The organism is Leptospira ognonensis, from assembly GCF_004770745.1.
GTDB lineage: Bacteria > Spirochaetota > Leptospiria > Leptospirales > Leptospiraceae > Leptospira_A > Leptospira_A ognonensis.
Window position 1 is genome coordinate 166238 of record NZ_RQGD01000025.1, and the last position, 19133, is coordinate 185370.

General features: G+C 41.3%; 20 protein-coding genes and 1 pseudogene. 8 read left to right on the forward strand and 13 right to left on the reverse strand.

Translation table 11 applies throughout. The features are described from left to right. Position 1: 1 nt before the first annotated feature. The 4 genes from EHQ58_RS09880 to EHQ58_RS09895 all read right to left on the reverse strand — a co-directional run bounded on the left by EHQ58_RS09880 (position 2) and on the right by EHQ58_RS09895 (position 6492). Positions 2–1267: an acetyl-CoA acetyltransferase gene (locus EHQ58_RS09880; RefSeq protein WP_135623733.1), complete on the reverse strand. Its 1266-nt coding sequence runs from the start codon at positions 1265–1267 to the stop codon at positions 2–4. 15 nt (positions 1268–1282) lie between these two features. Continuing rightward, the gene (locus tag EHQ58_RS09885; protein ID WP_135623734.1) at positions 1283–2593 is read right to left on the reverse strand and encodes a 3-hydroxyacyl-CoA dehydrogenase family protein; all 1311 of its coding nucleotides are present in this window, start codon (positions 2591–2593) and stop codon (positions 1283–1285) included. Between the two features lie 348 nt (positions 2594–2941). Next, a complete protein-coding gene (locus tag EHQ58_RS09890; RefSeq protein WP_167883586.1) occupies positions 2942–4861 on the reverse strand; it encodes a putative bifunctional diguanylate cyclase/phosphodiesterase in 1920 nt (639 codons plus the stop codon). 92 nt (positions 4862–4953) lie between these two features. Then, positions 4954–6492: a lipid A deacylase LpxR family protein gene (locus EHQ58_RS09895; protein WP_135623736.1), complete on the reverse strand. Its 1539-nt coding sequence runs from the start codon at positions 6490–6492 to the stop codon at positions 4954–4956. Between the two features lie 118 nt (positions 6493–6610). Between EHQ58_RS09895 and EHQ58_RS09900 the strand changes: the two genes are divergently transcribed. Further along, positions 6611–7030, forward strand: a complete 420-nt coding sequence (locus EHQ58_RS09900; RefSeq protein WP_135623737.1) for a hypothetical protein — start codon at positions 6611–6613, stop codon at positions 7028–7030. Here EHQ58_RS09900 and EHQ58_RS09905 read toward each other — a convergent pair. Beyond that, positions 6999–7484: an OmpA family protein gene (locus tag EHQ58_RS09905; RefSeq protein WP_167883587.1), complete on the reverse strand. Its 486-nt coding sequence runs from the start codon at positions 7482–7484 to the stop codon at positions 6999–7001. The two genes, EHQ58_RS09900 and EHQ58_RS09905, sit on opposite strands and share 32 nt — an antisense overlap. Before the next feature lie 48 nt (positions 7485–7532). Here EHQ58_RS09905 and EHQ58_RS09910 point away from each other — a divergent pair, with 48 nt between their 5' ends. Then, positions 7533–7874, forward strand: a complete 342-nt coding sequence (locus EHQ58_RS09910; RefSeq protein ID WP_135623739.1) for a hypothetical protein — start codon at positions 7533–7535, stop codon at positions 7872–7874. Positions 7875–7922: 48 nt separating this feature from the next. Here the strand turns inward: EHQ58_RS09910 and EHQ58_RS09915 are convergent, their stop codons facing one another. From EHQ58_RS09915 to EHQ58_RS09925, 3 genes are all read right to left on the reverse strand, one after another. Beyond that, complete coding sequence (locus tag EHQ58_RS09915) at positions 7923–8411, reverse strand: DUF3592 domain-containing protein (RefSeq protein WP_167883588.1); 489 nt, start codon at positions 8409–8411, stop codon at positions 7923–7925. 67 nt (positions 8412–8478) lie between these two features. Then, entirely contained in the window at positions 8479–9309 is an 831-nt protein-coding gene (locus EHQ58_RS09920) for a hypothetical protein (RefSeq protein ID WP_135623741.1), read from the reverse strand. Next, the gene (locus tag EHQ58_RS09925; RefSeq protein WP_135623742.1) at positions 9281–10126 is read right to left on the reverse strand and encodes a hypothetical protein; all 846 of its coding nucleotides are present in this window, start codon (positions 10124–10126) and stop codon (positions 9281–9283) included. The genes EHQ58_RS09920 and EHQ58_RS09925 overlap by 29 nt, the downstream gene beginning before the upstream one ends. Positions 10127–10374: 248 nt before the next feature. Here EHQ58_RS09925 and EHQ58_RS09930 point away from each other — a divergent pair, with 248 nt between their 5' ends. The 4 genes from EHQ58_RS09930 to EHQ58_RS09945 are packed head-to-tail and all read left to right on the forward strand — an operon-like array spanning position 10375 to position 13104. Beyond that, positions 10375–10947, forward strand: a complete 573-nt coding sequence (locus tag EHQ58_RS09930) for a hypothetical protein (protein WP_135623743.1) — start codon at positions 10375–10377, stop codon at positions 10945–10947. Then, positions 10944–11465, forward strand: coding sequence for a hypothetical protein (locus EHQ58_RS09935; protein WP_135623744.1), 522 nt, complete (start codon positions 10944–10946; stop codon positions 11463–11465). The genes EHQ58_RS09930 and EHQ58_RS09935 overlap by 4 nt, the downstream gene beginning before the upstream one ends. Beyond that, entirely contained in the window at positions 11462–12400 is a 939-nt protein-coding gene (locus EHQ58_RS09940) for a CE1 family esterase (RefSeq protein WP_135623745.1), read from the forward strand. Before EHQ58_RS09935 ends, EHQ58_RS09940 begins: the two co-directional genes overlap by 4 nt. Continuing rightward, positions 12400–13104, forward strand: a complete 705-nt coding sequence (locus EHQ58_RS09945) for an SDR family oxidoreductase (RefSeq protein WP_135623760.1) — start codon at positions 12400–12402, stop codon at positions 13102–13104. Before EHQ58_RS09940 ends, EHQ58_RS09945 begins: the two co-directional genes overlap by 1 nt. A gap of 31 nt (positions 13105–13135) precedes the next feature. Here EHQ58_RS09945 and EHQ58_RS09950 read toward each other — a convergent pair whose 3' ends face one another. The 5 genes from EHQ58_RS09950 to EHQ58_RS09970 form a co-directional block, all read right to left on the reverse strand. Continuing rightward, a complete protein-coding gene (locus EHQ58_RS09950; protein WP_246047298.1) occupies positions 13136–13639 on the reverse strand; it encodes a Crp/Fnr family transcriptional regulator in 504 nt (167 codons plus the stop codon). After that, positions 13629–14045 (reverse strand): Crp/Fnr family transcriptional regulator, encoded by a 417-nt coding sequence (locus EHQ58_RS09955; protein ID WP_135623746.1) that lies wholly within the window; start codon positions 14043–14045, stop codon positions 13629–13631. The genes EHQ58_RS09950 and EHQ58_RS09955 overlap by 11 nt, the downstream gene beginning before the upstream one ends. Beyond that, positions 14045–15991, reverse strand: coding sequence for an ankyrin repeat domain-containing protein (locus EHQ58_RS09960; RefSeq protein WP_246047299.1), 1947 nt, complete (start codon positions 15989–15991; stop codon positions 14045–14047). The genes EHQ58_RS09955 and EHQ58_RS09960 overlap by 1 nt, the downstream gene beginning before the upstream one ends. Positions 15992–15998: 7 nt before the next feature. Continuing rightward, positions 15999–17699 carry a peptidoglycan DD-metalloendopeptidase family protein gene (locus tag EHQ58_RS09965; protein ID WP_246047304.1) on the reverse strand — a complete coding sequence of 567 codons (1701 nt, stop codon included), beginning with the start codon at positions 17697–17699 and terminating at the stop codon, positions 15999–16001. Between the two features lie 72 nt (positions 17700–17771). After that, a complete protein-coding gene (locus EHQ58_RS09970; RefSeq protein WP_135623747.1) occupies positions 17772–18290 on the reverse strand; it encodes a helix-turn-helix transcriptional regulator in 519 nt (172 codons plus the stop codon). A 116-nt stretch (positions 18291–18406) separates the two neighbouring features. Here EHQ58_RS09970 and EHQ58_RS09975 point away from each other — a divergent pair, with 116 nt between their 5' ends. Together EHQ58_RS09975 and EHQ58_RS09980 are read left to right on the forward strand one after the other, a co-directional pair. Further along, the gene (locus tag EHQ58_RS09975) at positions 18407–18871 is read left to right on the forward strand and encodes an ankyrin repeat domain-containing protein (protein WP_135623748.1); all 465 of its coding nucleotides are present in this window, start codon (positions 18407–18409) and stop codon (positions 18869–18871) included. After that, positions 18868–19133, forward strand: a pseudogene (locus EHQ58_RS09980) (hypothetical protein); the annotation flags it as partial. The gene EHQ58_RS09975 and the pseudogene EHQ58_RS09980, both read left to right, overlap by 4 nt.

Consider the following 19133-nt stretch of genomic DNA (forward strand, 5'->3'; position numbering starts at 1 on the left):
CCTAGCGTCCTACGATAAATACCATGTTAGTCGTCGCAGAACCACCGATGTTTAGCATCAGTCCGTTCTTTGCTCCCTTCACTTGGTAATCTCCCGCTGTCCCTGTCACTTGTTTGTGGAGGTCAAGCATCATACGAACGCCTGAAGCCCCTACTGGGTGACCCACGCCAATGAGACCACCAGATGGATTGACTGGTTTTTTCCCGTCGAGGGCAATGGTGCCTTCCGCTATGGCGATGTGTTCCTTGCCTGGATCAGAAATACCGAAGGCAGAGATGGCAGCATATTCTGAAGAAGTGAAACAGTCGTGTGTTTCAAAAACATCAATGTCTTTCACATCCATATCAGCACGTTTGTAAGCATCTTTTACTGTTTGGCGAGTCCAAGGGAGAATGTATTTATCGCCTTCAGATTCATTTTTTTTAGCTTCAAACGTAATCGGTGCAACACGGTGTCCCCAACCTTTGACTCGCGGGATATCCCCTAAATCTTTTCCATGGCGTTTTGCGTAATCTTTTGCATAATCTTTGGAAGCAAGAACGGTCACCGCAGCACCATCTGTTACTTGAGAACAATCTGTAATACAAAGTCTTCCACCTACTGCCATGTTATTTGCCCCACCACGAGCCATCGCATGTTCTTTGTTCATGAACCAAGAACGAGTTTGTGACTTTGGATTGAGTTTTGCATTCGCATAGTTGATGCGAGAAATTTCAGCGAGAGCATCCATGAAAGTTTCTTCTTTCAACTTGTATCTTTCGAGGATGACATCTGCGAGTTTTCCAAAAAGTTTTGGGAAAGGAAATTGGACACCTTTTGCTTCTTTTTCGTAATACGCAGCGGTTCCGAGGAAGTCGCCACCGACAGAAGAAGAAACAGTTTTCATTACTTCAATGCCAAGAACAATCGCTAGATCGTAATCTTCGGCGCGGATGTGTGTGATCGCTGCATCAAGTGCCACCGAACCTGAAGCACACGCTGCTTCATAACGAGCTCCAGGCACACCGTAAAAGGCAGGATCCACTTCTGTTAAGAAAGCGCCCAAGTGACCTTGGTTTGTATATTGTTCTGCATCAAAATTTCCAACGAAAACCGCGACACGGTTTTCCTTGTTTAGTTTTTTGATTTCATCATATTCGATGCCTGTTTTTTCCAAAGCATCTTGAATGACTTCGCGCATCATGGACATGAAGGATTTACCTTCTTTCGACCAATTTCTTTGGAAGTCTGTTTGTTCTCCGCCGAGTACGAATACTTTTTCACTCATATTGGGTCTCCTAGATTAACCTTTGAAAAGAGAGCGTGCGTCTAATTTATCGCCTAACTCGTAAAATTTCTTATTTGGCTTAGCGTCTGCCAAGATTTTTGGAACAGGAAGTTTTGCGGCTTCGATCAATTTGATCGCATCTTTTGGACCGCCGAGAAAATCGACAAACGCGGAAGCGGGAACCCAATTGAATCCAAAGCCCATCGCACCATCTGTGTTTTCTTTCGTTTCCACCACTTCACCAACAAGAGAAAGTGAATAGCTGATGTAACGGCTGATAAAATAACGTGCAAGGTCTGCTTCGAAACCGGAAGCCGATTTTACAATCGCCATGGCACCTTTATAATCAGATTCTTTGATGCAGGCTCGGGCTTGTTTGATGAAAGGAATGTCAAACTTTGGATAGGCATCATAATTACCGCTGGTGATGTTATAAACAAACTTTTCTCGTTTGCCATCCGCCGTTTTTGTCACCTTTGTGAGTCCGCCACCAGATTTCATTCCAAGTTTGCCTTCGTTAATCAACTTTTGCATGTAAGCTGGAAGTTTGAAGGTTTCGTGAGCAGAGTCCTTTGTGTTTTCGTAGATATTGTCTACGATCGCCTTATGAACATCGAGTCCCACGAAATCGGCTGTCGCCAGTGGAGACATGGCACGACCTGTATATCCTGACATGATTTCGTCGAGGAGCGCAATGCCACCTTTATCAGCATACTTTTCTGCAAATTGACCGCATTCGTTCATCAACTGGAATCCGATTCGGTTTCCTGCGAACGCTGGTGTGTCGTTTGTATAAACTACGGCACGTCCAAGGACTTTGTCCAAGTATTCGCCGAGTGCCTTCGTTACTTTTTTATCGTTTCCTGCGTGTGTGACAAGCTCGCAGAGAATCATTTTGTAAGGAGGGTTAAAAAAATGTGTTCCGTAATAGTGTTTTTGGCCGTCCTCGTCATATGCTTTTGCAAGCCTTCCGATCGAGAGACCAGAGGAAACAGTAGATACAATCGTGCCAGGTCGTCTTGCTTTCGCTATACGGGCATTGATCGGTTCCTTCACCTCATAACTTTCAGCCACGAGCTCAAATACCCAATCGGATTCGGCTACTGCCTTTTCTAAGTCGGCATCATAGGAACCTGGAATCATTCGACCACGGATGGTATCTGTTTTGACCGAATTCACGGCGGCTTCGATCCCTTGTTTCGCCTTTTCTACGTCGCGGGCGAGCATATGGACCTTGGCACCACCGAAAGAGGCAATCACGCCTGCACTTCCAGAGCCCATTGCCCCATTGGCACCTAAAATCGTTACTGTTTTGATTTCTCTCATGTAAATTGGTTTCCGAATCTGTTTTTACATACCGTTTTAGAAAAGGAAGAGGGCAGGAAAATCGTTTTTTTTGTCATTTTTGTTACAATGTGGCCGTGGGTGGGAAGAGGGTATGACGCTCCCCGCCCGATGGAGGGTGGGGAACTAGACCCGCCACCCAATGCGTTCTCTCTACCACGCGCCCCAAAAAAACGCGAGAGAGATTATGAACACGTAAAAATTTTCCTTTGAAATGTTCGCCTTTTCAGCTTTTGGATGTTTGGCGTCCGGGCTGGCTCACTTCGGGGTGCGCTGACGCTTCCGTCTGCCTAAGGCAGACCAAGCCCTACGGATCCGTGACGCATATCTCTAGACAGGAAATTTTTGAATGTAACGGATCATTTCATCCGTAGACACAGGTTGCGACCAGAGATAACCTTGCGCAAAATCACAGTTAAATTCTTTTAGTTTTTCTTTTGTTGCTTCATCTTCAACGCCTTCCGCGATCGTCCGTAGCCCCATCCCCGATGCCATTTGAATGATGGCCTTTACGATTGCTTCGTCCTGAATGTTTTCACTCATTTTTTTGATGAAGGATTGGTCAATTTTGAGAATTTCAACCTGAAATTTTTTAATATAACCTAGGTTAGAGTAGCCTGTCCCAAAATCATCGATCGAAAATTTTATGCCTAAATTTCTTAGTCGTAGTAGGGCATCCAAAAGAACATTGGAATCATCGATGAGGATGGACTCAGTCATTTCGATTTCTAAATACTGGGGTGGCAGACCCGAATCTCGAAGCGCGTTGAGGACTATTTCTTCTATATTTCCTCGTTTGAATTGAATGGCAGAAACATTGACTGCGACTGTTAGATTCTTGTAACCAAGATCATGCCATGCTTTGCATTGTTTACAGGCTTCTTTTAGAACCCAATCACCAATGTCTATGATCAACCCAAAGGTCTCGGTGATAGGAATAAAGGACAGAGGGGAGATGATACCTTTTTGTGGGTGTTTCCAGCGAATTAATGCTTCTGCTCCAATCAAAGAGTTGTCTGAAAGATTAATCTTTGGTTGATAGCAAAGATAAAATTGGTTTTCGAGAATTGCCGTTCGCAAATGGAGAAGAAGGTTTAATTGTTCCTGCGTATCGACATTCATTTTTGTATCGTAGAACACAAATCGATTTTTCGTCGTAGCTTTTGCTCGATCGAGCGCTAGGTTTGCTTTCTTTAAGAGAGAATCAAATTCTATATCATCATCGGGTGAGATCGCGATTCCGAGGGAACATGTTGTCACATAATCGATAGATTTCAGCCGAAACGGGATAGTCATTTGATTCATAATATCGATTGCCACTTCAAATACGATATCTAGATCATTTTTTGAATCCACAATAATAAGAAATTCATCCGCACCGAGACGAGCTATCGTATCTGTCTCTCGCATAATTCCAGACAGACGATGTGCAACTCGAAGGATAAGTTCATCTCCAATACTATGACCCAAAGAGTCATTTATGGTTTGGAAATTGTCCAAGTCTAAAACAATTAACGCTATTTTTCCTTGATTCGCTTTTGTATGTAAGTATCCTTGTTCGAATCGATCGCGAGCAAGGATCTTATTCGGAAGGCCTGTCAATAAATCATGATTAACCATATGCTCTACGAGCAAGGTAGAACGATTGGCTTTGGCGGCCTCAGCAGTCGCTTTTACTAGAGATTCATTGAGGTCGTGAATTAAAAACCAGATGATCGCACCGATTGTGGAATAGATCAAAATGGTATCGAGAATGATTGTGTAGTCTAATTTGCGTATGTTGTGAATGTACAATCCTGTTATATTCGCATAACCCATTGCCATGATAAAGGCAATGGTGTATGCCAAGATAATGGCAAATAGCCTGTTCGCACCAAGCGCCGCAGCACAGATCAGAATGCCAGAGAAGGCGATGAGTCCCGTATCTCGGATCCCAGAATCAATCCAAATAAAAATCGAAAAACCCATGGTTAAAACCAAGAGTAAAAGTCCACGTGCTAAGATTACCTTTCGTAAATAAATGAAATAATAAACTAACAATAAGAAGATCGCGGTTGAGAATTTTGCGATCGTCTCAGGGAATGGAACCGTTGAGAAAGAGGATATGATAGAAATCGTCAAAGTAAACTCAGCGATCCAAAATAATTGTTTAAGTCGTCTAATCTGAAAATCGATCGGATCAAACGGAATGATTGGCTTCATCCTGGAAGAAAAAAATTTGGTGATTTTGAAACGTAGGGAAGTTTTCATTCTCTGATGCGAAATTTGAGTGCTATATTTATATGAAACCATCCGAGTTTCGCAATCAGAAAATTTTTTAATTCAGTCCCAGGTTTTAATTTTTAGTAAACTTTTCCTAGTTGAAAGCCTAACCACTGATGTTGTTGGGGAAGACCCTTGGCAGATTGAAAGTCAATGGACTGATAATTATAATTGAGGGAGAAAAGAAATCCTGCCTCAGAAACAGAGACAAATCCTGCCCGGAAAAATCCAACGGCGCGTTTCAAATCTCCCGTATAGGTTTTATCCTCTCGGAATTCAACTTCCTGCCTAAGTAGTTCAAGAAGGGCACTCCTCTGGGTAGGGTCGAGGATGAATTGGGATAAAATTTCATAGGCATAGTACCTAACGAAGGCTGGCTGTTCTCCCCCCTTCGGGCGAAACAAGGAATAAAGAGCCATAATCCGAGCGTTCTCTGGTAGAGCTTCCCAGTTATCAGAAATGCTTTTTATGAGTACCAACTTGAAGAGTCGTTCAATATCCTCCGCGCCGTTAAATATGATATTGAATAGCAGGTAATTTGTTCCGAAATCGTACGGATTGCTTGATCCCTTCACTAGAAATTCGTTAAAAATAATAAACCTTCTCAAAGCATTTCGACCGTTATCCTCGGAGAGGGTTCGATATAATAATTCGCGTTCGCCTGTTTCATATGTGGGGCTTTTCAAAAAGCCATCCCAGTCCCCTAGGGAAGAGCTTCTGCTTTGATTTTTATAAGTTTTGTCGGAGCCAATCTGTCCCTGAATGGTTGCATTGTATACTTGTAAGGTGGATCCTGGATTTATATAAAAATACCAATATCCTTTGCCAGGAATTTGTAGAATGGGTGCTCCGGGCATTAGAGCGGAAAAACCAGGTCCGGGATTTTGATCTACATTTCCAAATCGTAGGATGACCCCAACTGAGGCATTTGTATAAATATTCCCTAAGTTAATATTATAATGAGTTCCAAAATATTTATGCCAAAATTTTCTCACATCTGTATTCACCCCTATTGAATAGGAGTTTGGAATTTGTGTATCCCATCCTTGCGGTGTAGGCGAGCCAATCAAATTATGAAAGTTGATTTGTGCCGACTTACCTCCAACAGACGGTCCGATCATACCGAGTTCAAGCTCGGTTGTTACACTCGATGATTCGGTCCATGAGGTTAAGGTATTTCCAACATAGCCTCGGCTGGAGTAAGGTCGATCGCCAAAGGAGACATCCGCTTTGCGAATATTTGTTGGAGTGTAAAATTCTTGTCCTGCTGTAATGCCCATTAAATACTTCGTATCTTCGGTTTTTGGGATAAACAAATGGTTCCAAACTCCAAAAATCTGGCGCGTTACATTGGATTCAGAGGCAGTTGTATTAAATTCTAGCCTGGTTCCATTGGTATAATAACGGTCGGAGAAACCGCCGAAGGCATCGTTTTCCATGATGAGACGCAATTGAGAAAAGGATTCAGGCTCTTTTTTTTCTAACTGTATCTCTTCGTTTGCTTCCGCATTTGGAAGCAACGTTTTTGCGGTCTTGGGATTTTTTACTTGGGCTAAGACATCGAGAGAGAAAAATAGAAGGTAAGAGATTAGAATGTTGTAGACCACGATTTCACACATTGGTTTCAGCGACTGAGTTTGCAAGCTTGATCGGGAGAGGTTGGGTCTATTTTTAAAAATATGAGATTGAAATTTCGTAAATCCATAAAGGAATTGTGGAAATTGCAGAAGGTGTCAAATGAAAGTAATCACGCGAAATATTTTAGCTGTCGTTTTGGGAGCGGTACTCGGAAGTATCGTTAATATGGGAATCATCGTATTCGGGGGTTCGCTTGTGCCTCCACCAGAAGGTGCCGACGTAATAACAATGGAAGGCTTAAAGGCATCCATGCATTTATTCCAACCCATTCATTTTCTTATGCCTTTTCTGGCACATGCTTTGGGAACTTTTTTTGGTGCTTTGGTCGCGATGCTTGTTGCGGCAAATCATAAAGAAAAATTTTCCTACGGAATTGGTATATTGTTCATGTTAGGCGGAATAGCGAATGTCTTTATGTTACCTTCCCCTCTCTGGTTTTCCATTTTGGATGTATTAGGCGCTTACCTTCCCATGTCCATCCTTGCGATTATACTGGTTCGGAAACGAGTTCAAAAGTAACGGATCTATATTTTTTTCGTTCAATACCTGTCGTGGCATTTAATACGATTGGTTTTTTGAGACGCAATCTATCCTTGGGAATTCCCTTTGAGATGAGAAAAGTATATACATTCGTCGCTCTGGCCTTTGCTAATTCTCTATTTTTCGAACCAGTTGCATCCGCCAGCCCTTGAATCCTTACATAGGAATTGTCTGGTATAAAGATCAGACATTCTATTAATTCCTGCAACTGTATCAAATTTGATTTGCTGAGATTGCTTTCGCCTGCGTCAAAATTAATTTGGGAGAAAGGAAGTTCGAGGAATTCATTTTGTTCCTTTAAATGTTCTCTCGAAAGAATGATCAAATCTGTTTGCGTATTTAAACTTTTAGTGCGAGGATTCGCACTTGATTTAGAGAAAAAAACGATTAAGATGATGAAAGCAGTAAATAAGGAAATGAGAATGAAAGACAATTCCACTTATTTTAGACTTTGGACATAGGTGATGCTAGAGTGGGAAATGTGAATAAACCGAGTAATTTTAATTTAAATCTTAAGATCCAAGTTTTTAAAACCATTATGCAAGCGCTTCGATGGGATCAGAGATTTTTGTTTGTCATACGCTTTTTAATGCAGAAAGCAAAGATTAAGAAATCCGATTTCTTTCACGGTTCTGACTTTGCATTGGAAAATCGAGAGAGATTTAAATTACAATTAGATATTCTGGCACTTCATGCGGCACTTAAACAGACGATAGGTGATGATCGTGCTCTTCGAACAATGATAAGCGTGCTGCAGACTTCGGCAAGCGAAGCATTTCTTGAAACCATGCAATTGATCACAAAACTTACCTCCATGAAATAAGGCATGGGTTGTAAAATGAGTGAGCCGAAATCTCGGCAAATTTTTAGGTTAACGTTTTAGTTTTGCATCAAGTTCTAAGGCTTTTCGGAGCATAATTTTTCGCATGAAGAAGCCCACTAAAAAGACGATTGCACCTACAATCACCGGCCACCAAGGAGCAGTGGTTCGCTGGAAGAAGTGATTGATGACAGCAGTTTGGTGAGGACTTGCGGGATCATAAATTACCTCTACCTGGTCCCCTTTTTTGTATTTTTCAAAACTATGATTCCAGAATAACTTATCTAAAAATCTGATTTGTTTGCCCTCGGAAGTAGTAAACATGACCCATGCTTGGCGGTAAGGCTCGGTCACTTCCAAATCGTAGACCTCTCCTGTTGTTTTTAATCCTTTCTGGTCTAAATCTTTTTCAATGGAGAGGTTATAAAAACCATAAATGAGTAAAACGATACCAAAGAGATAAAGTACAAATCCAACATAAGATGCGTTTCTATATCCATTCATATGTGCATATTGTAATTTAATTTTTAATGCAGTCAAATATTTATTAATCGGCGAAGAGTTCGCCGAGGGAGATTTTAGAGAAAACCCAATTGAATTTAATTTATCATTTGGGCCAGGTCGAGTAAAATCCCATACCAAAACGGACTCCTGATTCAATAAAGTCATCAAGATTGCCACTATTGCCTTTTGCGATGATTCTTGACTGGTATACCTCGCTACTTAAAAAAAAGGTCGTATCGAGCTTCCACTTGAACCCTCCCGACCAGCCTGAGCGAGCGATCAACTCCTCTGTCAAAAAACCCCGCCCAATCGAAAGCCGGAAGTAAGGATCAAAGTTACCTTGAGCAGGTAGATGAAAAGTGAGATCATAATCATAAGTGCGAAGACTTTGCGTTTTTTTTCTGTCTGGAAGAAGCCCATAAACATTAAAAAAATCCGAGAGTGCCGTTAATTCAGGAAAATATATCGCTACTGATTGCAGATTTCCGTACAAATCGCTTGTGAGTTCTGTATCATTTTTTGTTAGGTGGTAGGTAGTGATCATCGAATTTTGTAAGGAGCCACCTATCCCCAACCAGTTGGTGATTAAATATTCTAAGTTTAGTTTTTGGTTGTTGCCAGTATAGGAAAACTGTTTTTGTGCATCTTCAATGCCAGCAATTCCTAGAAATGCAAAATTTGTATCAGTGGCACCAAGGTAGCGGTAATAATTTTTTTCATAGTCATTTGATTTTGCAGACGGAGAACGAACAACTTCTCCCGCCAAACCAGCCTCGTAAAAGATGCGACCTTTTCGAATCCATGGATCCTCGGAAGGAGAGTTCTCTGCATGTAAAATGGTAGAGAATAGAAAAAGAGAAAGGCCGAAGCGAATCGACCTTATGTTTTTACCTTTCACCAATTCTCTATTTGGTTTGGATGAAGTTTGCCTCATGGAGATTGCAGCTTAGTGCTTGAAAATAACTCTGAGCCGCAGGAGCTGTGTAACCACCACACATAGCGTAGTATTGAACGATTTGTGCATTTGCAGAAGCAAATGCGATCGCAATGATTTCATATTTCTTTTTACATTCTGCAAAGGAATCATACTGATACACTTTATTGTCCTGTAGTTTCGTAGCATTTGCAAAAATCTCGTCTGAAAGTAAGGTTTCAGGGCTGAGAAGTGTGGAGACAGCTGAGGAACTACCAGCGGTTGGTCTTGGGTTTAAGGAAACCGTGTAAGTTTGAGCAGATGTCGAAGCAAAGTTTGTACAAACTATATCTAATCTTGATAAGGCGGAAGAGATCGTAATCGTTGTTCCAGCGGAGTTCGAAGAGGTAATCTGAGTCGTTCCTGCAAGGTTGACTAAATAATTACAGGTAACCGACGTGTTTGTATTAAGAGCATTGATGATCATCGGTTCTTGGACGGTTGTTGTCCAAGTGGTAGTACCTGTCACTGCAGTTAAAGTTCCCGTTAAGTTAACGTTGCTATAGCTATTGGCACCAGGGAGTGTAAAATCGGGAGCAGCGGAGTCGGTTGTATAGCTGGGACAGGTTTTTGCGGTAATGGCTGTAGAAGCACCCGTGACTGAGGCAAGTGTATTAAGAGCACCAACAGCAACACCACTTAAACTCTGGTTGGATTTTCTAATTTCAGCTTTGATTTCTTTTCCTGTAATCGTTACTCCCTTAATTGATTTTTCATAATAATTACAAGCAATCAAATTGCTAAGTAAAATCGAAAAGAGTACATATCTTAATTTCATATTTAAAATCTCCGTTGGATAGAAATTTTATCTTGTACGGGTTTCTTTGTCAAGCAACTTCGCTATACAATTAAAAAGAAACGAAATATAACTTTCTTTAAAAACATAACGTATGTAATGCGAAGTAAGGAAGAAAATAATATAGAATGATAATAAAAAATATACAAAGAAGATTGGGTATTGCTCCATGAATTTAAGACGGTAATTGTTTGGGTTTTATAAAATACATCTCGCTTTTTTTTTGCCTCATGATATGCTCCTGCTCCCGTCATTACCTTGGAGATCCTTTAGATCATAAGAGCATTCAAGGTAACAAGAAATTTGCAATTTCTTATGAGTTGGTGGGTTGGGGACTTGAGGACGATAAGATTCATGCTTCAGAAGTGCTTTCGACTCTGCACAAGTCGGGGGAGTTTGCGGAGGTGAAATCTGCATTCCGCTATCCCTTAGAAAATCGAATTCAAATCATATTACAATCGAGCCAAAGGATAAAGATTTTTTTCGGGGAACAGAGCGAGCCCGTCTCTCGGAATTTGGAAAGAAATCCAACAAAAATGATTTTTACATTCGTCAATCGTGTCCTTTTGATTCGCACTTTTTTTATCGTCCCCTTTTTTCAGAAGGAAAAAACTAGCATTACATTTCGACACTGGAAAGAGAATCGAATCGTAAAAGATTATACTTATTCTCTTGATAATTATATAGTTATAGGATGGGTGCCTCTTCTTTTCCGACCATTTGATGATCATAAGGAAATCGAATCCATTTATGCGAAGGCAACCGAAAAATTTATCTCTGATTTTTACGGTGATAATTTATGAATTTATCTAAATTATTAATATATGTTCTAAGCATGAGCCTATTCATTTCTTGTGTTGGTTATCCAGGGAAGGTGAGTCGAACCGAGAGGTTGAGTGGATTCAATCAAAAATCCGTGGATGTTGTTTTTACAGGATTTTCAAAATACCACACCGAATGCAAATTGATTGCTGAGGCACTTGAGGATTTGGGATATAGATTCGATGCATCTTCTTCTTTACTTTTGGAAGTAATCTTGGAAGAAGAGGACGCAAAATATAAATATAATTATTTACATTTTGTAAATTTAGTCACTTCCATAGTTAGCCTAACAACGATTCCGTATCATGTCCAAACGGAACATAAATTAACCTTTAGATTTCGAAATAAAGGAATCATTCAGGGAGAAATTGAATTGAAAACTGTATTTCATCAATGGAGAGGAGTCCTATTCATACCCATTACCTATTTTTTCTGGCCCTCTTCGGAATTTGAACAGTATTTATTGTCTTCTGTAAAATCGGAGCTGATTAAAGAATGAATTCCAGACAATTTATCATTTGTTTCATTTCCCTTGTTTTATTTGTCATGAACTGCCGTTTGCTATCTCAGAAGCATCCACAAGAAGGAAAAGATTTTACCAAACACGAGATCGAGTGGGGAGGAAAAAAAAGACAATTTTATGTCCATGTACCTTTTTCAAAGGATTTATTGAATGCTAAAATTCCATTAGTTGTGATGTTACATGGGCGATTTGGTTCAGGACTTCAGGTCATGGAGCAGACAAACCTGAACGCTTATGCGGACCAGGAAAAATTCATGATCGTCTATCCTGATGGATACAAGCGTAGCTGGGCGGATGGTCGTGGCAATACGCCTGCGGATCAGGAGAATGTCGATGATGTCGGATTTTTGGAAAAACTCGTAGAAAGGCTCATCCGAGAGTATCCTGTTGACGGGAAAAAGGTCTTTGTTGCAGGTCACTCTAACGGTGGTTTTATGACACAGAGACTTCTTGTGGAACGTTCGGGAATATTTGTTGGAGGTTTCAGCGTGGCTGCTCATCTGAGTATGGCTATTGTTAAAAAATATGTACCTTCAAAACCAGTCTCTGTTGGATTCATGTTAGGTACCGGAGATCCATTGGTACCATATTATGGAGGTTATGTTAGAGATGGAGGAGAGATTTTAAGTGCCACAGATAGTTTCGATGTTTGGAAACATTGGAATGGATGTTCTTCGAAGTTGGTGGAATCTCACCAAGATAACATTGATGATTTAACAACTGTGGATTTTTTTCAATATTCCGAGTGCAAAGAGAATACAATCACGAAACTCATTCGAATCAATGAAGGCGGTCATTCCTGGCCGGGACAAGATCAAAGGATTCCCTTCGTCAAAATGGGAAATCCCACAAAAGAAGTGGATGGAGCAAAAGAGATGATTTCGTTTTTTAAAGAAATTGGGATGAAATGATGTCAAAAATAGATAAGCTAGCGATTGTTACTGGTGCATCTCGCGGGATCGGCCTCGCTTTAGTGAAAAGCCTCATTGCATTGGAATATAAGGTCGTCGGATGCAGTCGAAATCCAGAACTATGTGATTACAAACATCAGCGGTTCCAGTTGGACAAGGTTGATCTCGCAGACTTAAGCCAACTCGAAGCTTGGATCACTAAATTAAAGACCAATGCCAGTATTGACCTTCTCATTCATAATGTCGGAGTGGGATTCTTTGCACCTCTTGAAGAATTGAACTGGAAACAAATCAATTCTATGATTACCCTTCATCTAACAGTCCCTATGTTACTCACAAACTCTTTACTCAGAGAATTGAAAAAGTCAGAAGGTAGACTCATCTTCATTGGTTCGGTTGCAGGAACTAAAATTTCCCCTTGGGGATCAGTTTATGGAGCGACAAAGGCAGGATTGATTCATTTTGGAAGGGAAGTATTCCAGGAACTCAGAAAATCGGGAGTGAAGGTGACAAATATCATTCCGGACATGACCGATACAGAATTTTATAAGGATTTAACTTTTGATGTAGATGAGGACCCGAAAGCCTACATTCTTGATTCTTGCGTATCCCAAGCGATTGAAAATATTCTTTCGCAAAGGGAAGGGACAATCATTTCTGAGATCGTCATCCAACCAGAGAAGTTTAAAATTAGGAAAAAATAGCGGAAGCTAGGCGGGAAATAGCGTTTTGTTTTTAAACTTCTGGAATGATACCCTCAACTGGAATCATAGGAATCGAATCAGGATCAACTGCCTCCTCTTTTGACTCAGATTCAGCTGGGCTAGTGACACCATTAGAAATATCGTCCTTAGACCGTTTGATGGCTCTGATTTTAGAGTCTGTCTCATAAAGTCTTTCGATCACTCTTTTTAATAATAAAAATAGAAACTCTGGGCTTTCTTGGCTCATCTTAACAAAGGTATTTCGATTGATGATGCCTAGCTTTGCTGATTCGGAAACGGTAACGATGGAAGCGGCCCGAGGACTATTATTTATGATAGCCATCTCTCCAAAAAATTCACCTGGAAGGATGCTTCTAAGTTTAGAATGTTTTCCTTCGATATGCTTATAAATATCCAATTGGCCTTCGAAGAGAAAGAACATAGCGCCGTTTGACGGTACACCTTCTTTAAAGAGGACTTCGCCCCTTTTGATCGTAATCATGGATAACTTTGCGAGTGATTCTTTAAGTCCCATCAGTAAGCTCTTTCAATTTTTGTTCTGCTTCGATCAATCGTTCCACGTACGTTTGTAATAATGCATAAACAAACATAGGATTTGAGTTTGCAATTTTGATTAAGTTTTGTTTGTCGAGGATTCCCAATTGGGCCCGGTCGGAATGAATATAGACAGTCATCGTTCTGGGATGTGCGGAAATAAGTGCGATCTCACCAAAAAATTCACCAGTGCTTAGTTTTCTCACTTCATGAAAATTGTTTTGGTCAGGCGAACCCATGCCGACAGAAAGTATGCCACTTAAAATAAAATACATCTTCTCGTTAGATGGCTCTCCTTCTCGAACGATGATTTCTCCGCGTTTGAAAGATTTTGTTGGAACTGTATTAACAAAATCGAATATATTGATCGTGTTTTCTTTTGACATTAATTTCCGCGATAGATTTCAATCAACTCAGTCAACATTTTGTCTTCCGCATATTCTAATGGTGATTTCCCGGAGCTATCCTTTAGCTTCGGATTGCCCCCATTTAGAACTAAAATTCTCGCCACTTCGAGTACAGAATCTTTTTTACCAGAATCGAATTGGAGCGCGAGTTCGGAAAGAATAGTTTTCCCAGATTTGTCCACAAGGTTCAGATTGGCCCTTCTTTCGATTAGGAAAAGTACTAGTTTCTTATACTGGTCGGATACAAGCGATTCTTTGGATTGTAAAAATCGAATGATCGCTTTTCTCAAAACAGTAAATCCATTATTATCGGCAGAATCTACTTCCGCTCCGAGATTGACAAGCATGGTGATGAGATCCACGTTATTTCTATTGAACGCAAGATGCAAGGCAGATAGTCCGCGTTTGTTTTTTGCGTTAACGTTAAGACCTTTTGTTAACAGGAGTTTAATTGTCTCTTGGATGAATTTTTGATCTTTTTTGTCAATCTCTTGTTTGGCGACAATCATGATCAAGGTTTCGTCCTCCGCATTGCGCTCGTTTGCATCGGCACCCGAGTTTAAAAGCAGTTTGATGGCATCGACATCCTTTCTTTCAATGGATTCTGAGAGCAGAGATTTTCCTGATTTGGAAATATGGTTCGGGTTTGATTTTTTTGCTAATAAAAGTTTGGCGACACTCCCTTGTTTTGCTTCCAAAGCGAGTGCTAAGGCAGTTTCGCCATTTTGAATGGTGAGAGTGTCAACGCTTACATTCTTTTTAATGAGTTCTTCTACGACCTGGGCATTGCCTTTTTTGGCAGCCAAATGGATCATTTGGTACCCGCCATCTGTCATAATTTGCAAGTTTGCATCATTTTGAATGAAGAGGAGAGCAAGAGGGGTTCTGCCTTTTTCTAATGATTCTTCTAATGGATAGTGTTTGGTGGTGAGCTTTTGGTTGATATTTACTTTGTATTCGATTAAGAGTTTGGTGAGAGCGATGTCATTTTTTTCAATCGAAAGCTCGAGTAGAGTTTTTCCTTGTTTTCCCGCAAGATCAGGACTCAATCCCTTTTGTAAGAGTAATTTGAGGATGCCATAATTTTTTTTTGCATAGGCTGAAAAGGTGAGTGGTAAATCTTCTTTGTCCAAGATAGTCCATTCCGCACCTCGATTTAAAAGTAGTTCTGTTCCCGCTTGAAAGGATTTGTCAATCGTGAGTAGCAGCGGTGTGGTCTCTTTGGCATCCTTGGCATTTGGATCTGCGTTTGCGTCTAGCAAAACGGTCATTAGCTTTAGATTTTTAGTGTCTATACTAACAAAAAGGGGAGTCCTTCCTGTCAATTCCGGCAGATTGACGTTTGCTCCATTTTGGAGAAGGTAGGTTAACGTGTCCATTTTGCCTTTTTCGACAGCAAGGAACAAAGGAGACTTACGCGGATTATTTCTTAAGTTCACATCTGCCTTACTTTCTACGATTGTCTTTTGGACAGGAAGTGTAGATTTTAATACGGCAATGTGTAGGGGCGTATTTCCTTCTCCATCGTACGCATTTGGGTCTGCTCCCTTTTCTACTAAACTTTTGAACTGATTGATAAACTTAGAGGTGACTATGTAATGGAGCAATGTTTTTCCCGTCAGGTCACGGCGGTTGAGATCGGCACCTGCGGTCACCAAACTATCAAATTGTTTGGTTCGGTTTTTCTCAACAGCGAGCATGAGCAGAGTTTTTCCGTCCCCATCTGCCGAGTTGATATCTCCGCCTGATTGGATGGCCGCATCAAAGTCCTTCGGGTTTCCTTTCAGCAAAATCTTCACCATGTCAGGTGCCACGGATTCCGCAGGCGCTGGTGATTCCTGTGCGGAAATGGATTGTACGTCGAGTAGGGCAGCCATACAGGCAAGGACGAGAATGTTTGTTTTCATTTTATTTTTTTGATTCATAGAATTTTTATTTTGGTAGATAGGCGCCTGGGTCGAGGGCTTGTTGGGACGGACCTTTTCTCACCTCAAAGTGAAGGTGTGGTCCCGTGGATTTTCCAGTATTTCCTACCTCACCTATCACATCACCTGATTTAACATTTTCTCCTTCTGCTACCTTTCTTTCGTTTTGGTGGGCATAGTAGGTATAAATATTATTTTTGTGACTGAGGATGGTGAGCATACCGTAGCCACCTGAGGTTGTTATGGTTTTCCAAACCTTTCCATCACTCACGGCACGGATAGGGGTTCCAATGGTAGCAGGTAAGTCAATGCCACTATGAAAGGCTCCGACTTTTCCTGTGACGGGATCAACACGTGTTCCGAAAGATGAGGAAACGTAACGATCGTTATCTACGGGTATCTGAAAATACTTAGAGATATCATCGTTGTCCACGAGGGCACCCTTATCCTTAGAGACAAATCCGCCAAATATCCATCCCTCCCATTGGTCATCCCAGCTAACATAGATCCATTTGCTTCTCACTCCGCCGATCGTTTCTATCTCTGGCTTTGCATCAATGATTTTGATCCTCTCATCACCTGGAATTGTGGTAATCACGGTTCCGTAATCATTTGGTTCGTCTCTCATGCGTAAGGAAAGGGACCTAACATACCTTTTGGCACCAGGTTTTAAGTCCTCTGGATTTTCAGAAGGAAACGAGGGGCCGCCTGAGTTGTCGGTGTTTTCATAGGCTACCACTTCAGAGGAACTTAAATAACCCGCAAACACCCAACCTTTTTGGTATCCGCTTTCAATTTGGTGCCAAACTCCGGAGAGGCCATCAATGGTTTCTTCATAGTTTGTGGATTGTAAAACTTTTACCTTTCCACCCCGGACAATCCTGTCTAGGATGATGGAATTGATTTCTGGGTTTTCTCGGACGTTGAGGCTTGAGGCACTCACCCAAAATTCTTTATCTTTATAGCGATCGTCAACTTTTGGACCCGAATCGGTCGTACCTACGTTTTCTCTTCCCGGAATTTCTGTAAATTCAGGTATGTTTTCTGTCATTTCGCCTGTCGCTGGATCAAAAAAGGGACGCTCTGTGCCACGAGCTTTTTTGGTTCCTTTGGCCTCGTCTGGAAAGGCAAAGGAGCGCGTGTTTGGTGGAGTCAGGCTTGCTAAGCGCCTTTCAGGAGTATCGTTTTTGCCAACCTGTGAGGAGGAAAGATATTCCGCAGGGATGTAACCTTCTTTTTTATTTGCTGTTCTTACCAAGCACCAATTGGACTGCTCCTTCTTTGCCGACCCATCATTTTTTAATACTAAGATGACTTCCAGTTTTTCTCCACGACTGATTTTGGTGGGCAAATTGTTTTTTGGGAGTAGGTTTGGTTCTGCTTTTAATATGAAATTCTCTGCCGCATAACTAAAAATAGATTTTGCCTTTTTGTTGCCGCCACCAGGTGAATCGTTGTGTTCGATTACGTCCTTGGCAAGGCTCGGATCCATGGGAAGTTCTTTAAAATCTAAACCTGGGTATTTATCTTTGATGCGGGAGTAGAACTGCGCGTACTTTGTTAGGATGCGTTCCCGAGTGGCTTTGTCTTTTTCCAGTAGGGCATTTTGTTTATCGTTTGCTTTGTTGTCTAAGTTCGATTGGGCTTCAGAGTTCTCACTCAAAATAAAGAGAGCAAGGAAGACCATAGGTAGGATCAATTTTTTCACGGAATCCTCATGATGTACAGAAAACGATACCTGAACTTTTCCTTGGGTCAAGGTTTTTTGGCAGTTCTCTTTTCAATCTTCCTCGGGCAAAAGTGGGGTCAAAAAGAAAGAGATAAATTCTAATTTGCCGCGCATGGAGGATTTTTCATAGATCGACGCAGTTTGGTTTTCTATTGTCCGCAAGCTTTTCTTTCGGACGCCCGCAATCTGTTGGTGCGAAAACCCTCTGAGAAGGAGGATGGCGATCTCTTTTTCCGTATTTGTTAGTTTCCAAGCTTCCATCTGGGATTTCACTTCGATCCAAAAACTGGATTCTGGGTTTTTTAGGATGCGGTTTGTGCGTTTGAGATCGAGAATGAGAGTCTGGGCTTGGGTATTTTCGCCTTCTTCTGTTTTGAGTTCTCGGTATAGGATGGAGATTGCGAGAAAAGAGGAGATGGCAATGAAGGATTCGAAGGTAGCAATGAGCAAACGAAACCGATCAAAGATTTCGGGAGGATTGGTAAGGGTGTATGCCTCCTCGATGATCCATAAGACCAGCGAGACGACGTAAAACCAAAGAAAAAGGATTCGATAGCTTCTTTTTTCCATACAATCTAATCCGAAACTAATTTCATTTGCCTTCCGTTCAAGGAGAATATAGTAGTTTGCCACAATTGCGGTGAACCGCCATTTTGAATCCTTTGTTTCTATGCGAGAATGCTTGCATGAAACAGAAATTCTTCATTGCCCTCACTCTGCTCCTTCTTATGACCAGATGTGCCCATGTAGAGCATAGGTCAGAGGATCGTTTCCAGAATCTATACTACCAAGTAGCGATCGGCAATACGGAAAGAGTCAGACAATTGATCCAACAAGGCTATGATGTCAATGCACCTGAGGATACATTTGAAAGGCTAACACCCCTGATGATTGCAGCAAAAGAAGGACATGCGGAGGTAGCTCTTCTTTTGATTTCCAAGCGTGCGGATCTGGATGCCAAAACAAGAAACGGACATACGGCGCTGATGATGGCGGCATACAATCGTTATCCTAAAGTGGTAAAGATTCTCCTTGATGCGGGAGCCAATCCAAATCTCATATCAAACGCAGGACATACAGCATTATCTGAAGTACTTATGACAGAAAAGGAAGAGATCCTCCAACTCTTGACTGAGAGGGGCGCGAAATGAAAACAAGACAGTATGTGTTACGGATCCTGATTTCTCTTATAGCTTTCTTTTTATTTGCCCAGTGCTCCAATACGGGAACAAACCGAACTTCTGCAGCTTGCAGAAACCAATGTCTCGTAGAACAATCGCTCTGTTATCTTGTCACCACTCAAGGCGGTGCCTTGCGGTCCGCCGAACCAAATCTAACCTGCCAAAAAACCTTGACCCAAGGAAAAGTTCAGGTATCGTTTTCTGTACATCATGAGGATTCCGTGAAAAAATT

Coding starts and splice junctions, on each gene's coding strand:
- EHQ58_RS09945 (WP_135623760.1), top strand. CDS start 12,400: ATGTCAAAAATAGATAAGCTAGCGATTGTTACTGGTGCATCTCGCGGG.
- EHQ58_RS09960 (WP_246047299.1), bottom strand. CDS start 15,991: ATGAATCAAAAAAATAAAATGAAAACAAACATTCTCGTCCTTGCCTGT.
- EHQ58_RS09890 (WP_167883586.1), bottom strand. CDS start 4,861: ATGAAAACTTCCCTACGTTTCAAAATCACCAAATTTTTTTCTTCCAGG.
- EHQ58_RS09950 (WP_246047298.1), bottom strand. CDS start 13,639: ATGGGACTTAAAGAATCACTCGCAAAGTTATCCATGATTACGATCAAA.
- EHQ58_RS09880 (WP_135623733.1), bottom strand. CDS start 1,267: ATGAGTGAAAAAGTATTCGTACTCGGCGGAGAACAAACAGACTTCCAA.
- EHQ58_RS09895 (WP_135623736.1), bottom strand. CDS start 6,492: ATGTGTGAAATCGTGGTCTACAACATTCTAATCTCTTACCTTCTATTT.
- EHQ58_RS09970 (WP_135623747.1), bottom strand. CDS start 18,290: ATGGAAAAAAGAAGCTATCGAATCCTTTTTCTTTGGTTTTACGTCGTC.
- EHQ58_RS09975 (WP_135623748.1), top strand. CDS start 18,407: ATGAAACAGAAATTCTTCATTGCCCTCACTCTGCTCCTTCTTATGACC.
- EHQ58_RS09885 (WP_135623734.1), bottom strand. CDS start 2,593: ATGAGAGAAATCAAAACAGTAACGATTTTAGGTGCCAATGGGGCAATG.
- EHQ58_RS09930 (WP_135623743.1), top strand. CDS start 10,375: ATGATATGCTCCTGCTCCCGTCATTACCTTGGAGATCCTTTAGATCAT.
- EHQ58_RS09925 (WP_135623742.1), bottom strand. CDS start 10,126: ATGAAATTAAGATATGTACTCTTTTCGATTTTACTTAGCAATTTGATT.
- EHQ58_RS09900 (WP_135623737.1), top strand. CDS start 6,611: ATGAAAGTAATCACGCGAAATATTTTAGCTGTCGTTTTGGGAGCGGTA.
- EHQ58_RS09920 (WP_135623741.1), bottom strand. CDS start 9,309: ATGAGGCAAACTTCATCCAAACCAAATAGAGAATTGGTGAAAGGTAAA.
- EHQ58_RS09940 (WP_135623745.1), top strand. CDS start 11,462: ATGAATTCCAGACAATTTATCATTTGTTTCATTTCCCTTGTTTTATTT.
- EHQ58_RS09935 (WP_135623744.1), top strand. CDS start 10,944: ATGAATTTATCTAAATTATTAATATATGTTCTAAGCATGAGCCTATTC.
- EHQ58_RS09955 (WP_135623746.1), bottom strand. CDS start 14,045: ATGTCAAAAGAAAACACGATCAATATATTCGATTTTGTTAATACAGTT.